The organism is Phenylobacterium sp. (assembly GCF_041920015.1).
In the GTDB taxonomy this organism is placed as follows: Bacteria; Pseudomonadota; Alphaproteobacteria; order Caulobacterales; family Caulobacteraceae; genus Phenylobacterium.
The window spans coordinates 1-13387 of the sequence record NZ_JAYRST010000033.1 but is presented as its reverse complement, the minus strand read 5'-3'; the positions used below and the strand labels follow the sequence as shown (position 1 = coordinate 13387).

The 13387-nt window shown below is 67.6% G+C and carries 14 protein-coding genes; 6 read left to right on the top strand and 8 right to left on the bottom strand.

Going from position 1 to position 13387, the window contains the following annotated elements; translation table 11 throughout:
• Window positions 1-90: 90 nt before the first annotated feature.
• Complete coding sequence (locus ACE3TL_RS08970) at window positions 91-612, bottom strand: GNAT family N-acetyltransferase (RefSeq protein ID WP_374578371.1); 522 nt, start codon at window positions 610-612, stop codon at window positions 91-93.
• 293 nt (window positions 613-905) lie between these two features.
• On the opposite strand from ACE3TL_RS08970, the gene ACE3TL_RS08965 reads away from it, so the two are divergent.
• Window positions 906-1337 carry a group III truncated hemoglobin gene (locus ACE3TL_RS08965; RefSeq protein WP_374578370.1) on the top strand — a complete coding sequence of 144 codons (432 nt, stop codon included), beginning with the start codon at window positions 906-908 and terminating at the stop codon, window positions 1335-1337.
• An 86-nt stretch (window positions 1338-1423) separates the two neighbouring features.
• Here the strand turns inward: ACE3TL_RS08965 and ACE3TL_RS08960 are convergent, their stop codons facing one another.
• Window positions 1424-2209, bottom strand: coding sequence for an SDR family oxidoreductase (locus ACE3TL_RS08960; protein WP_374578369.1), 786 nt, complete (start codon window positions 2207-2209; stop codon window positions 1424-1426).
• 183 nt (window positions 2210-2392) lie between these two features.
• Here ACE3TL_RS08960 and ACE3TL_RS08955 point away from each other — a divergent pair, with 183 nt between their 5' ends.
• Window positions 2393-3895, top strand: coding sequence for a flavin-containing monooxygenase (locus tag ACE3TL_RS08955; RefSeq protein ID WP_374578368.1), 1503 nt, complete (start codon window positions 2393-2395; stop codon window positions 3893-3895).
• Window positions 3896-3980: 85 nt separating this feature from the next.
• The gene (locus ACE3TL_RS08950; protein ID WP_374578367.1) at window positions 3981-5084 is read left to right on the top strand and encodes a PDZ domain-containing protein; all 1104 of its coding nucleotides are present in this window, start codon (window positions 3981-3983) and stop codon (window positions 5082-5084) included.
• A 6-nt stretch (window positions 5085-5090) separates the two neighbouring features.
• Here ACE3TL_RS08950 and ACE3TL_RS08945 read toward each other — a convergent pair whose 3' ends face one another.
• The 3 genes from ACE3TL_RS08945 to ACE3TL_RS08935 form a co-directional block, all read right to left on the bottom strand.
• Window positions 5091-5606, bottom strand: coding sequence for a GNAT family N-acetyltransferase (locus tag ACE3TL_RS08945; RefSeq protein WP_374578366.1), 516 nt, complete (start codon window positions 5604-5606; stop codon window positions 5091-5093).
• Window positions 5603-6058 carry a DUF4440 domain-containing protein gene (locus ACE3TL_RS08940; RefSeq protein WP_374578365.1) on the bottom strand — a complete coding sequence of 152 codons (456 nt, stop codon included), beginning with the start codon at window positions 6056-6058 and terminating at the stop codon, window positions 5603-5605. Before ACE3TL_RS08940 ends, ACE3TL_RS08945 begins: the two co-directional genes overlap by 4 nt.
• 80 nt (window positions 6059-6138) lie before the next feature.
• Window positions 6139-7092: an amidohydrolase family protein gene (locus tag ACE3TL_RS08935; protein ID WP_374578364.1), complete on the bottom strand. Its 954-nt coding sequence runs from the start codon at window positions 7090-7092 to the stop codon at window positions 6139-6141.
• A 123-nt stretch (window positions 7093-7215) separates the two neighbouring features.
• Here ACE3TL_RS08935 and ACE3TL_RS08930 point away from each other — a divergent pair, with 123 nt between their 5' ends.
• Entirely contained in the window at window positions 7216-7872 is a 657-nt protein-coding gene (locus ACE3TL_RS08930) for a Type 1 glutamine amidotransferase-like domain-containing protein (protein WP_374578363.1), read from the top strand.
• A gap of 34 nt (window positions 7873-7906) precedes the next feature.
• On the opposite strand, the gene ACE3TL_RS08925 is transcribed toward ACE3TL_RS08930, so the two are convergent.
• The gene (locus tag ACE3TL_RS08925; RefSeq protein WP_374578362.1) at window positions 7907-9253 is read right to left on the bottom strand and encodes a calcium-binding protein; all 1347 of its coding nucleotides are present in this window, start codon (window positions 9251-9253) and stop codon (window positions 7907-7909) included.
• Window positions 9254-9456: 203 nt separating this feature from the next.
• Between ACE3TL_RS08925 and ACE3TL_RS08920 the strand changes: the two genes are divergently transcribed.
• Both ACE3TL_RS08920 and ACE3TL_RS08915 read left to right on the top strand, forming a co-directional pair.
• Complete coding sequence (locus tag ACE3TL_RS08920) at window positions 9457-10116, top strand: lysoplasmalogenase family protein (RefSeq protein ID WP_374578361.1); 660 nt, start codon at window positions 9457-9459, stop codon at window positions 10114-10116.
• A gap of 80 nt (window positions 10117-10196) precedes the next feature.
• Window positions 10197-11018, top strand: coding sequence for a hypothetical protein (locus tag ACE3TL_RS08915; RefSeq protein ID WP_374578360.1), 822 nt, complete (start codon window positions 10197-10199; stop codon window positions 11016-11018).
• 16 nt (window positions 11019-11034) lie between these two features.
• On the opposite strand, the gene ACE3TL_RS08910 is transcribed toward ACE3TL_RS08915, so the two are convergent.
• Both ACE3TL_RS08910 and ACE3TL_RS08905 read right to left on the bottom strand, forming a co-directional pair.
• Window positions 11035-11712 (bottom strand): nitroreductase, encoded by a 678-nt coding sequence (locus ACE3TL_RS08910; protein ID WP_374578359.1) that lies wholly within the window; start codon window positions 11710-11712, stop codon window positions 11035-11037.
• Window positions 11713-11903: 191 nt separating this feature from the next.
• Window positions 11904-13040: an acyl-CoA dehydrogenase family protein gene (locus ACE3TL_RS08905; protein WP_374578358.1), complete on the bottom strand. Its 1137-nt coding sequence runs from the start codon at window positions 13038-13040 to the stop codon at window positions 11904-11906.
• Window positions 13041-13387 lie beyond the last annotated feature (347 nt).

The following is a 13387-nucleotide window of genomic DNA, read 5'->3' as shown; positions in this document are numbered from 1 at the left end:
TCTCCAAGAAGCCCAAGGGGCCTTTGCGCTAGAATGGCCAAGCGCGGCCGTAGTTCCGCCGGGCTTCTCCCCGCGCAAGGGAAAGGCCGCTTAGGACGTCTTCAGGTCGTCGATGGACGCCGCCATATAGCGAGCGTCCGCACCATAGGCCGCGACCTTGGCTTGCAGGGCCGGGGACATGGCCGCGGGCTGGGCGTAGCCGAGTTTTTCCCAGAACCGCCAGGCGCCCTGGACGGCCACGAGGTCGCCGGTGATCAGGCCAGCATCCCGCGCCGCCGAGGCCGCAGCGCCCGCCAGGGCGCGGCCCAGTCCCCGGCCTTGCGCCTGCGGCCCGATGGCCAGGTCGTGGATGAACCAGTTGTCGGCCGGTGGCGGCGGCGGGAGGGTCAGGCCTATCGGCGGCGGCTCGCCCGCCGGCCAGGGATGGCTGAGGATGTAGGCGATCAGCTCCTCGCCCGCGAAGGCGCCCCAGCAGAGACGGGGCGCGGCGATCACCCGGCTGGCCAGGATCTCGGCCGGCTCATGATAGAGCGGGGCGTAGACCGCGTTCTGCAAGGCGGCCGCCGCGGCCATGTCGTCGAGGCGCAAAGGGCGCAGCGTTGGAGCGGTCATGAGCAGATGTCCTGGCGGGGTGGGGGCATCGGGTCATAAGACCATCGGCTTGCGCCTGTCGCCCCGGCATATGGCTTGGATAAGCGACGGTAGCCCACTTTTGCATGTCCTCCCGGAAAGCGCGCAGCGCTTGTCCGGGATCCATGAACACTTCAGCTTTCAGACTCTTGCACTGCCGAGACGACCCTGAACCGCGTGTGTTCATGGGTCCCGGTCTTGCTTCGCAAACCGGGAGGACATTCATATGCGATAGCCCTGCCCCAGAGGGGGAGCATCTGAAGGGGAGGGGGAGTTTGCGCATCCTGCCGCCCAACGCCTATCTAGGGCTCATGTCCGACGCCGCCCTCGCCAGCCATGTGACGCCGCAGAACCTTCGCGACCTGGTCGGGCGGTTCTATGGGCGGGCGCGGGAGGACGAACTGCTGGGGCCGGTGTTCGGGGCGGCGATCGAGGACTGGGACCACCACCTCGACCACATCGCCGCCTTCTGGAGCTCCAGCCTGCTGGGCGTGGGGCGGTTCGCGGGGCGGCCGATGGGCGCGCACATGCGCCATCCGATCACCCCGCCGATGTTCGACCGCTGGCTGGCCCTATGGGCGCAGGCGACGTCCGAGGTCTATGAGCCGGACATCGCCCAGGCGCTGCAGGCGCGGGCGGCGCGCATCGCCGAGAGCTTCAAGCTCGGCCTGTTCTACCGCCCGGCCGACCACGCGCCGGTTCCTTAGAGCATTTTCCGCCGAAGTGGACGCCGGTTCGGCGCAGAAAATGCTCTAAATTCAAAGAGTCCAGATCATGATCCGCGGATCATGATCTAGGCGTAGTTGCCCAGAGCATCGCCGCTGGCGTCGCCGCAGCCGCTGCCGCCGTCCACCGGGATGATCGCGCCGTTCACATAGGCGGCCTTGTCGGTGGACAGGAAGATGGCCATGTCGGCGATCTCGTCCTTGGTCCCATAGCGGCGCAGGGGGTTTCGGCTCTTCACGCGGGCCTCGGCCTCCTCGGTCGGCGCCAGGCGGGCCATGCCTTCGGTCTCGGCGATCGGGCCGGGCGAGATGGCGTTGACCCGCACGCCGCCGGGACCCCATTCCAGGGCCAGGCACCTGGTCAGCATGTTGATTCCGGCCTTGGCCGCGCAGACATGGGCCTGGAACAGCGAGGCGCGCTCGGCCTGGCCGGCGGTGATCGAGATCAGCGAGGCGCCCGGCCGGTTGAGGAACTCGAACGAGGCGCGCAGCACGTTGAAGGTGCCGATCAGGTCGATGTCGACCACGGTCTTGAAGCCGTTGGCGCTCATGCCCAGGGCCGGAGCGACGAAATTGCCCGCCGCGCCGGAGAGCACGATGTCGATGGGGCCGAGCTCGTCGTGGGTGCGTTTCAGCGCCGCCTCGACTGCGGCGTAGTCGCGCACGTCGGCGGCCATGCCGATGCAGGGGCCGAAGGCGGCGACCTCCTTGGCGGCGGCCTCGATCTTCTCGGCGCTGCGGCTGATGATGGCGACTTTCGCGCCCGCGGCCGCGAACCGCTTGGCGATGCCGAGATTGATGCCGCTCGATCCGCCCGCCACGAAGGCGACCTTGCCGGCCAGTTCCTGAGTCATGAATCCTCTCCCTTGATCGTCCAGGAAGAGTTAGCCTCCAAACGCGTGTTCGAGAAAGCTTGACGCCGCGTCGAGCTGATTGTTTGTTATCAACGATAACCTATCTTGATTCAATCAAGGAAGGGGTGGAGCCCGAGGACCGCAGAGCGGCCGGGGTTCGCGCCCGCTGGGAGAGGAACGAGGATGACCGCGACCGACATGATCGCAGACCGCCCCACGACGTCCAAGGTCGAGCATTTCGACGTGCTGATCGTGGGGGCCGGCATATCCGGCGTCGGCGCCGCCTATCATCTGCAGACGCAGCGGCCGGGGACCAGCTTCGTGGTCCTGGAATGCAAGGACACCTTCGGCGGCACCTGGGTGACGCACAAATATCCGGGCATCCGCTCGGACAGCGACCTCTACACCTTCGGCTACCGCTTCAAGCCGTGGACCGGCACGCCGATCGCCACCGCCGAGGAAATCCTCCGGTACATGAACGAGGTGATCGACGAGAACGACATCGGGCGGCACATCCGCTACGGTCACAAGATCGTCAATGCGAGCTGGTCGAGCACCGACAACCTGTGGACCGTCGACGTGCAGCGCACCGACGGGACCACGGCGCAGTTCACCACCAACTTCCTCTTCATGTGCCAAGGCTACTACAAGCACGACCAGGGCTATACGCCCGACTGGCCGGGCCTGACCGACTTCAAGGGTCAGATCGTCCATCCGCAGACCTGGCCCGACGACATCGACCTGAAGGGCAAGAACGTCATCGTCATCGGCTCGGGCGCGACGGCCGCGACCCTGGTGCCGAGCATCGCCGGCGAGGTCGCGCACGTGACCATGCTGCAGCGCTCGCCGACCTGGTTCATCCCGGGCCGCAATGTCGACGACCTGGCCGACACCCTGCGCCAGCTCCAGGTGGATGAGACCTGGGTGCACGAGATCGTCCGCCGCAAGCGCCTGTTCGACGGCGCGGCCTTCACCAAGCGGGCGATGGAAGAGAGCGACGCGGTCAAGGAGGAGCTGCTGGGCGGGGTGCGCGCATTCCTGGGCGACCAGTTCGACATCGAAAAGCACTTCACCCCGAGCTACCGCCCCTGGCGCCAGCGCATCGCCTTCATCCCCGACGGCGACCTGTTCCAGGGCATCGCCTCGGGCAAGGCCTCGGTGGTCACCGACGAGATCGAGCGCTTCACCGAGAAGGGCATCCTGCTCAAGTCCGGCGAGGAGCTGAAGGCCGACATCATCATCACCGCCACCGGCTTCGACCTGTCGGTGATGGGCGACATCCCCTTCCAGGTGGACGGCAAGCCTGTGAACTGGGCCGATACGGTCACCTATCGCGGCATGATGTTCACCGGGGTTCCGAACCTGGCCTGGGTGTTCGGCTATTTCCGCGCCTCGTGGACCCTGCGCGCCGACCTGATGGGCGACTTCGTGGCCCGCCTGCTCGGCCACATGCAGGAGAAGGGCTACCACAAGGTGGTTCCGACCCTGCGGCCCGAGGACAAGGATATGGAGATCAAGCCCTGGATCGACCCGGAGAACTTCAATCCGGGCTATCTGATGCGCGGCATGCACCTGTTGCCCAAGAGCGGGGACAAGCCCGACTGGCGCCACACCCAGGACTACTGGAACGAAAAGGACGAAATCCCCGCCATCGACCTGGACGACAAGGCGTTCCAGTACAGCTAGGCGGGCTTCAGCCCAAGTCGACGCCGCTGCTCTTGAGAGCGGCGGCGTTTGCGTGTTCCATGGCTGAGGTTGTTCGGGGGCGCGCGTGAAATCAGCTCTAGTCGTTGCGAGCGCGGGCCTGGCGGCCGCGCTCGTTGCAGGCCCGGCCGCGGCCCAGACGCCGACGACCTACTGGACGTGCTCCTATGCCGTGCCGACCTCCAAAAGCGTCGGCGTGCGCATGACCCTGGTCGGGCCGGCCGGCGAGCGCGTCTTCGCGCAGACCGTCTATCTGGCCAGCTTCCAGACGGCCGACAGTGTTCCGACGGCTTTCGTGAGGGCGGCCGAGTACAAGGCGGCATTCGGCGACTATCTGGCCGGCGCCGGCTACGCAACCACGTCCCTGACCGGCGAGCCGGTGAGTTCGAACTGCACGCCGGCCACCACGGCGGCCGAGGCCGCGGCTCATCGGGCCGACCTCGCCGCCAGCGCGCAGGGACGCGGCCTGAAGCTCTCGGTGACGCCGGTCGATGTGAACTGGAAGCCGCAGGCCGCGGCCCCGTCGTCTCTCGTTCAAAAGCCCGTGGCCGCGTCTGTCGCATCACCGACGTCGCTCAACCTGTTCGGTGCGGCTTTCGAGGACATCAACGCCCAGACCGCCGCGTTCCTTGGCCTTGTCCCGCCCAAGGGCGCGGTGGTGATGAGCGTCGAGGCCGGCGGTCAGGCCGAGACTGTCGGACTGAAGCGCATGGACGTAGTCGTCGAGGTCGCCGGCCAGCCGACCCACACGGCCAGCGACATGGGGGCCATCGTCGGCCGCATGCGGCCGGGATTCAAGACGCCGTTGCGGGTCTGGCGCGACCAGAAGACCGTCGATATCTTCCTGCAAGTTCCGCCGGGCGTGGCGGCGGCTCCGACGCCGACGCGGCCGCGCCTGGGGATCGCCACGCACGACTACGCGGCGGGCGAGTCGGCGTCCCCTGGGGCCCCGATGGCCGGCGCCTATGTCGGCGAGGTGCTGGATGGCGGCCTGGCCGAGGCGGCCGGCCTCAGGTCCGGCGACATTGTCGTCGCAATCGCCGGAGCGGAGGTGGCGGGCGCCGCCGAACTGAAGGCTGCGGTCGACCGGGCGCCCGCAGGCCCGGCTGTAATCAGGGTCTGGCGCGACGGCGCCTTCCACGACCTGCCGGTCGAGTTTGACCCGCCCTGATCGGCTTCAGGCCGGTTCGATCCGGAAGCGCAGGATCGGGCCGTCCCAATGGTCGTTGGAGACGTCGGTCTCCTCCACGCCGCGACAGCCGGGATGGCTGGCCGCGGCGTTTCGCCAGAAGGGCAGGGCGGCGGTGTTGCGCCGCGCCACGGCCGCTTCCCAAAGGCCCGGCCAGCGGCTGAAGATCGCCTGGGCCGCGGCGGTCCCGACGCCGCCGCGCCGGTGCTTCCGCACCACGAAGAACTCGGCCATGTTGCGGTCGGCCGGCTGGCCGCTGTGCGAATAGTCGTTGATGAGCGCCAGGCCCGCGAGCTTGCCGTCCACCCGGATCAGCAGCGGAATGCGGGCCGGCTCGATCCAGTAGGAGGCCATCGGCTCATAGGCGGGGAAGCGGCCGTCGTCCTGCAGCTCGCCGCGCGCCTCCCCGGCCCACTGTTCGGAGAAGTCGTGGATGTAGAGCTGCATCAGGTTGTCGAGGATCGGCCGCTCCTCGGGACGGGCCAGATCGATGGAAATGGTCATTTCGGGCACCTTACGATGGTGTCGGTCTGGCCCCTGGACTTCAGCGTCCCGCCGGTCAGGACCAGGGTTTGACGGGTCTGGGCGCAGACCTTGCGGGTGCGTCCCTTGCTGGCGATCGTGCTGGTCTTGGCGCCGGTGACGACCGCCTCGCGCCCGCCGGCGGCGATCTCGACCTTTTCCACCAGGCCCCGTTCCGCCGAGGTCGCGCCGGCCAGGAATTTCCCGGCCTGGGCGCGCGCCTGACTGAGCGTGCTCTTGCCATAGACGATCATGCCGCCGCGTTTGACGTCGCGGGTCTGGTCCACGAACACCGCATCGGGCGTGAACAGGGCGAAGTAGCCGTCGAGGTCGCGCGCGTTCCACGCCGCCTCCTGCCGCGCGACGAAGGCGCGGGCCTGGGCCTCGGTGACCGTCGGCGCGGCCTGGGCGGCGAAGCCGCTGAGCAGCAGCAACAAACCCCCGCTCACCCCGGTGAAAGCTGGAGCCCCGGCTGACCTTCGGCCGCCGCGCCGGGACGAGCGGGGGAGGAGCTTCACCGATCCAGGCCCAGGACCCGCGCGGCGTTGCCGCCCATCCACTTCTCGCGCACGCTCTGGGTCAGGGGCAGTTCGTCGGTCTCGGCGACGAGCTGGGGCAGCGGCACGTTGAGGGTGCCCCAGCCGCTGGCGAAGATGATCTTGTCCTGCAGGCTGCGGGCTCCGTAATAGATCAGCGCCTCATAGCCCGCGCCCGGCGCCAGCAGGTGCTTCACCCGCTTGCAGGCGAAGTCGATGTAGACGTTCTCGTGACGCGAGGCGATGGCGCAGGTCTCGTCCACCCACGGCCAGCCGGTCAGGGCCGCGACGATCTTCAGGGTCGGGAACTGCACCGCGATCTCGTCGAGATATTTCGGGTGGGCGTAGTCGTAGGGCCGGTCCGACAGGAGGTGCATGCCCGCGGTGACCCGCACCGGGATGTCCAGCTCCACGCACTTGGCCAGGAAAGGACGATAGGCCGGGTCGTTGATGTAGCGCTCCTCGCGATAGGACGAGATCTCGAACCCGCGGCAACCCCATTCGCGCACGCCGCGCTCCAGGGCCGCGACGCCGTTCTCGCCCTCGTCGCCCCAGATGCGGAACCAGGGGATCAGGCGGTCGGGATATTCGGCGGCGAACCTGGCCACGTCCTCGTTGCCGGCCCGGCGGCCGGCGTTGCCGATGCAGGCGTAGCGGACCTGGGCGGTGTCGAGCATGTCGATCACCGCCTGGTGGCTCATCGCCCGGCCCATGTCGACCTCGCAGAGCTTGAGGGCCAGGGCGGTCAGGCCCTGGGTCTGCTTGGCCTCGTTGAATTCCTCCAGGCTCATGCCGATCTGCGCGGCCCAGCCGGGCGCCATCCGCTGGGCGTAGCCTTCCTTGTCGAAGCCCCGGCCCGACTTGATGAGGCGGACGGTGTCCTCCACCGCCTCGCGGGTGGGGGTGTCGCATTCGAAATCGATGATCAGCACGCGTGTTTCTTTCCCAATGAAAATGATCGTCGGGCCGCAGGGCCCTTATGGCGTCCACCCTAGCGCCTACAGCCACGGCGGGAAGGGCTGGCGCGCAAGCAGGGAAGACGGCAGGCTCGCACCATGCGGCTTTATCTCTCCTCCTATCGCTTCGGTGCGGCCATGGGTCGTCTGGTCGATCTCGTCGGGGCCGGCGCGCGGATTGCGGTGGTGTCGAACGCCCTCGACCTGATCAGCGAGGAGTCGCGCCGGGCCTATGCGCGAAATGTGCATGATCCGCTGGCGGACTTGGCCGAGCGGGGGTTCGCGCCCTTCGACCTCGACCTGCGCGACTACTTCGGCCGGCCGGATGCGCTGGACCAGGCGCTTGAGGGTGTGGGCATGGTCTGGGCGGTCGGCGGCAACGCCTTCCTGCTGCGCCGGGCGATGGCCCAGAGCGGGCTGGACGCCATCCTCGCTCGGCGGTTGGCGCGGGACGATCTTGTCTATGGCGGCTGGAGCGCGGGAGCCTGCGTCGCCGGCGCCTCGCTGCGCGGGATCGACCTGATGGACGAGCCGGAGGCCGTAGCCGAGGGCTACGATCCGGCCCCGATCTATGACGGGCTGGGCCTGGTCGATTTCGTCATCGTCCCCCACTTCGCCTCCGACCACCCGGAGGCCGAGGCCGCCGACGTCGCCGCCGCGTGGCTGGCGAACCACGGCCTCGCCCACCGCACGCTGCGCGATGGCGAGGCTTTGGTGCTGCGAGACGGGCGGCTGGAGGTCGTGGGCGAGGTCTGACGGCCCCGTCGCCCGGCTTAGCTCCGCCGACGGATCAGATGAAATCGGTCCCAGCTATCCCTGACAGGTCGGAATTTGCGAGCTTCAACACTGAAGTTACAGTGTTTGTCTCGTTTCCGTCCGAAAATACATAAACATTGTGAATATTATTGACCTCAACCGCCACAATATTGTGAGAGCCAGAGGCAATTAGATCTCGGGCGGCTGAAAACGCCGCGGTATAGGTTGTCGCCTCGATTTCCGTATAGTTACCTGTGGCGCCAAACGAGATGCAGTCTACACCCGTTTCAAAGGAGATAATGGTGTCGACTTGCCTTTCGTCAGTTGGTGCGTCGCCGGGAGGGAAGACAAAGGTATCCCGACCATCATAACCCCAAAATGTATTTTTGCCTGCCGATGCAATGAGCGTGTCATCGAACGCCGTTCCGTTGACGTTTTCGATTGAGGACAAAATAAATGTCCGCGTACCGTCAATGTTCTGAGGGCCGGTATCCCGAAGGTCGATCCTTATACCCTTCGTGTCATAGACGTGCGCGAAATGGATGGTGTCTGTTCCGTCACCACCCATTAAGACCGTGAATCCCGTTCCCTCATTCGTATAGAAGACATCATTTCCTGATCCGCCATCAAGCGTGTCATTTCCCGCATTCGTGAACAGGAAATCGTTGCCACCTTGACCGATTAGGTAGTTGTCTGCGTCATTATCAAAAATAACATCCCCGAATTGACTCCCGTAGACGTCTTCAATTCCATGCAGGGAGTCATGTCCAATATTTGGTCTTGTATCAAAATCTATTCCAGCTCCGGATGTGAGTATATCTAAATCATATGTATTTGCGTATCCGGAGGCTAAGTTGACGAAGACCGGTCCCGCCGCGTCGTCATAGCTCACCACGTCCCAACCATCGCCGCCGATGATGGTGTCCGCGCCCCGGCCGCCTTCGAGGTGGTCGTCGCCCGCGCCGCCTTCCAGCCGGTCGTCGCCGGCTCCGCCGCTCAGGTAGTTCACGCCTGCATTGCCGATCAGGGTGTCGTTGAAGGCCGAACCATAGAGGTTCTCGATCCCGGTCAGCTTGTCGCTGCCTGCGCCGCCGGTCGCCTGCCAGCCGGTGAGCGCCAGGCTCACCTTCACCGCCGCCGTCGCATCCTCATAGGCCGCCCAGTCGACGCCTGCACCGCCGTCGATCACGTCGGTCCCCAGGCCGCCCAGCAGGTAGTCGTCGCCGGTTCCGCCGCTCAGGGTGTCGTTGCCCTCGTGGCCGGCCAGCACGTCATGGCCGGCGCCGCCCAACAGGCTGTCGTCGCCGCCGAACCCGTAAAGAATGTCATCGCCGGCGCCGCCTCTCAGCACGTCGCGCCCAGCTTTCCCGAATAGAAACATCGCTTGCTCTCCAACTCGACCTTGGGGTGTCTTGCTGCAACCCCTGGGCCGAGCGGGCGTGTAGGAAAAGGATGGGCAACTGCGGCGCGAGCTCCGCTATCGCGTCAGCGGGCGCCTTAACCTTAACCGCTCGGCCGAAGCTACTGGCGGGCGATCGCTGGGCGCGGCTAGACTTGGCCACGGGAGACGAGGGAGGGGAGCCCATGGATCGCAAGAGCCCGCTGGGGATGTTCGTGCTGGTCGCTTCGCTGGCGATCGGGATCAGCTACATGGCCTCGTGGCACCTGGCCCTGCCCGCCGCGGCAGGCACGGTCTGGAAAGGGGCGGGGGTCGCCTTGTTGGCGCTCTATGCGGCCTTGCGCGCGCGCAACCTGGACGGCTGGATGCTGTGTGCGGTCCTGGCCTTCGGGGCGCTGGGCGACGTGCTGCTGGAGACCCACGGCCTCAATGTCGGGGCCATGGCGTTCCTGATCGGGCATGTCGTGGCCATCGTGCTCTATTTGCGTCATCGGCGCCCGCGCCTGGGGCGGGGCGATGCGGTGTTCGCCGCCCTGCTGGTTCCGGTGAGCGTGGGGATCGCCTTCCTGCTGCCGGCCGACCGGGCGATGGCGCCGGGCGTGGCGCTCTATTCGACGGGGCTGGCGCTGATGGCCGCCAGCGCCTGGATCAGCCGGTTCCCCAAGGCCATGACCGGGCTGGGCGCGCTGATGTTCGTGGTCTCCGACCTTCTGATCTTCGCCCGCGGCGGGGCGCTGGCGGGGCAGGCCTGGGTCGGGTTCGGCATCTGGACGCTGTACTATTTCGGCCAGGTGCTGATCTGCCTCGGGGGCGTACGGGGCCTTTCGCGCGAGCGGCGGCTGTAAGGCCCCACGGTCAAGCTGCGCCCATAATCCGCCCCTTTCGCCGGGGATGGAGGGGCAGGCGGGGCGTCCCTGGGGACTAGATGAGCACAGGCCAGTTGCAGCTTGACGATCCGCGCCCGCCACGCCGGCGGCGCGCATTGTGGCGGCGGCCGGTCGTGGCGGCCCTGAGCACGGCCGCGCACGGCCTGGTGTTGCTGGCGCTGCTCAACGCCCATCCGCCGCCCCCGGTCATGGTCGAGCCGCCGCCGATGCTGGTGCAGATCGTCGAGCTGGCGCCGCCAATCCCCGCTCAGACGCCGCCTCAGCCTTCGCCGGCGCCCTCGCCGTCTCCGGCCCCGCCCAAGCCCGATCCGAAGCCCGCCAAGGCGGCGGCGCCCAAGTCGCCGGCCAAGCCGGCCCCGGTTCCGCCCCGCCGCCAGACCGCGCCCGCGCCCAACGCCGATCCGCTGCCGGCCGGCGAGGGCGGCAAGGGCGCGGCCGGTTTCGAACTGAGCGAGGGCCAGATCGCCGGCGCCGCGCGGGCCGGGGCCGGCTCGGGCGGCGGATCGTGCAACATGCTCGAATGGCTGCAGGGCCAGCTCCGCAAGGACCGCCGCGTGCAGGCGGCCATGGCCCAGGCCAGCGGCGGCAAGCCGGTGGTGGTCTGGCACGGCGGCGAGTGGATCCGCCACGGCGGCCAGGAGGGCGAAGGCCTGGCCTCGGTGCGCGAGATCGTCATGTGGGAGATCGCCTTCGCCCCCGACGAGTGCCGCCGCCAGCCGGTCAGCGGCCTGGTGCTGATCTCGCTGCACGACGGGCCGGGCGCGCCGCGCATCGTCATGGGCGCCGACCGCCGCTGGGCCTGGTCGGACGTGCTGCACTCGCCCTATGCGGTGACCACTGGCCGGGTGCTGCGGCGTTAGGAACTGGGCTCGAGGCTCAGTCGCCGAAGCCGACGAAGACCGTGGCCTCCTCCACGCTCTTGCGTTCTGAGACCACCGCATTGGCCGGGAAGCTGTCGTCGGGCCAGCCCAGGGCGACGCTCTTCATGATCACCTGATCGTCGGCGATGCCGGCGTGCTCGCGGACCACGGGCGACTGCATGATGCCCTGGCTGTTGATCACCGCGCCCAGCCCGCGCGACCAGGCGGCGTTGACCAGGGCGGTCGTCACCGCGCCGCAGTCGAAGGGCGTGTCGTCGCTGCCGTCCAGCACGCGGTCGTAGGTGACGATGATGCAGACCGGCGCATCGAACTGGCGAAAGCCGCGCAGCACCCAGTCCTGGCGCATCTCCTTGTCGTCGCGGGCGATCCCCATGGCGGAGAAGAGCTGCTTGGCGACGCCGACCTGCCGGTCGCGGTGCTGGCCGGCGAAGGGCTGGCCGGTGCGGAACTCGCGCGATTGCGGCACGCCGGCCACCATCCGCTCGGTGTTGCCGGCGCGGATGCGGTCCAGCGGCTCGCCGGTGACGACGTAGAAGTTCCAGGGCTGGGTGTTCATCGACGACGGCGCGCGCATGGCCAGGCCGATGATCTCCTCGATCAGCACCTTTGGCACCGGATCGGGCTTGTAGCCGCGAATGCTGCGGCGCCCCAGGATCACGTCGTCGAACTGCATGGGCGGCTCCAGAAGGGTTGGCGCGGTCGAGCTTGGCGGAAGGCTGTCAGTTTTCGGCCGCCAAGCCAATCACCGGCGTGGCGAATGGATATGCCGCCGCCGCAAACAAAAACCCCGCCGGTTGGCGCCGGCGGGGTTTGGCAAGTCCGGCCGCTCCGTCCCCCGGCATGCCGAGGGGCGGGGCGAGGGTCTTAGTAGCCCTGGATCTTGGCGTAGCGGTCGCGATGATACGACTGCGAGCCGAAGGCGGCTTCCACGGCGCGGGCGCGCTTCATGTAGAAGCCGGCGTCGTGGGCGTCGGTCATGCCGATGCCGCCGTGCATCTGGACCATTTCGTTCGAGACCAGGTGGAAGGTGTCGCCCATCTTGGCCTTGGCCAGGGAGACCAGTTCCGGCACGTCCGGGCTGTCGGCGTCGATCGCCTGGAGGGCGGCTTCGACGGCCGAGCGGGCCAGTTCGAGGTCGGTGAACATCTTGGCCGCGCGGTGCTGCAGGGCCTGGAACGAGCCGATGACCTGGCCGAACTGGACGCGGACCTTCAGGTATTCGAGGGTGGTCTCGAAAGCCTGGACGGCCGAGCCGAGCATTTCGGCGCAGATGCCGGCGCGGGCGCGGTCGAGGGTCTTTTCCAGGACGTCCCAGCCCTTGCCTTCTTCACCCAGCAGGGCGCCGGCGTCGACCGCGACATTGTCGAAGCTGATGTTCGAGACGCCGCGGCTGTCGGCCAGCTTCAGGTTCTGCTTGGCGACCCCCTTGGCGTCGGCGGGCACCAGGAACAGGCTGATCCCGTCCTTGTCGCCCGGCTTGCCCGAGGTGCGGGCCGAGACGACCAGCAGGCCGGCGGCCGGGCCTTCCAGCACGAAGGTCTTCTTGCCGGAGAGGGTGTAGCCCGCGCCCGACTTGGCGGCCGAGAGGGCGACCTTGTCGGGGGCGTGGTGAGCGCCTTCGTCCACCGCCAGGGTGGCGACCAGCGAACCGTCGGCGATCTTCGGCAGGTATTCGCCCTTTTGGGCTTCATTGCCGCCCAGGATCAGGGCGCTGGCGGCGGCCAGGCCCGAGGCCAGCAGCGGCGAGGCGGTGAGCGTGCGGCCCATCTCTTCCAGGATCAGGCCCATGGAGAGGTAGCCGAAGTTCGATCCGCCGTATTCCTCGGGGATGATGACCCCGGCCCAGCCCATCTCGGCCTGCTCGTTCCAGGCGTCGGCGTCGTAGCCCAGCTCGACGCCCGAGTCGCGCATCTTGCGGAAGGCGGTGACCGGGCTCTTTTCCTGGACCCAGCTCTTCGCCGCGTCGCGGAGCATGCTCTGTTCTTCGTTCAGAACGGCCATTTCAATTAGTCCCTATTCGAAATTCATCTTGTTGAGCGAAGAGGCGCCGCACCCGACCCGTTCATCCCGGCGAAGGCCGGGACCCAGGTCCATCCACCGCGCCGGGGGCCTGAGGCTCCCGGTCCCAGCCCTCCGATCTGGGCCCCGGCCTTCGCCGGGGTGAGCGGAGAGAGGAGCGGATGCGTGCATGGCGCCCGGCAATCAGTTGTGCTGCGTCAGGTCGGGCAGGCCGAGGATGCGCTTGGAGATGATGTTGTTCTGCACCTCCTGGCTGCCGCCGTAGATCGTGGTGGCCTTGCCGCCCAGCCACGACCGCACCGCGGTCAGCTCCTCGCCGGTGAAGGCTT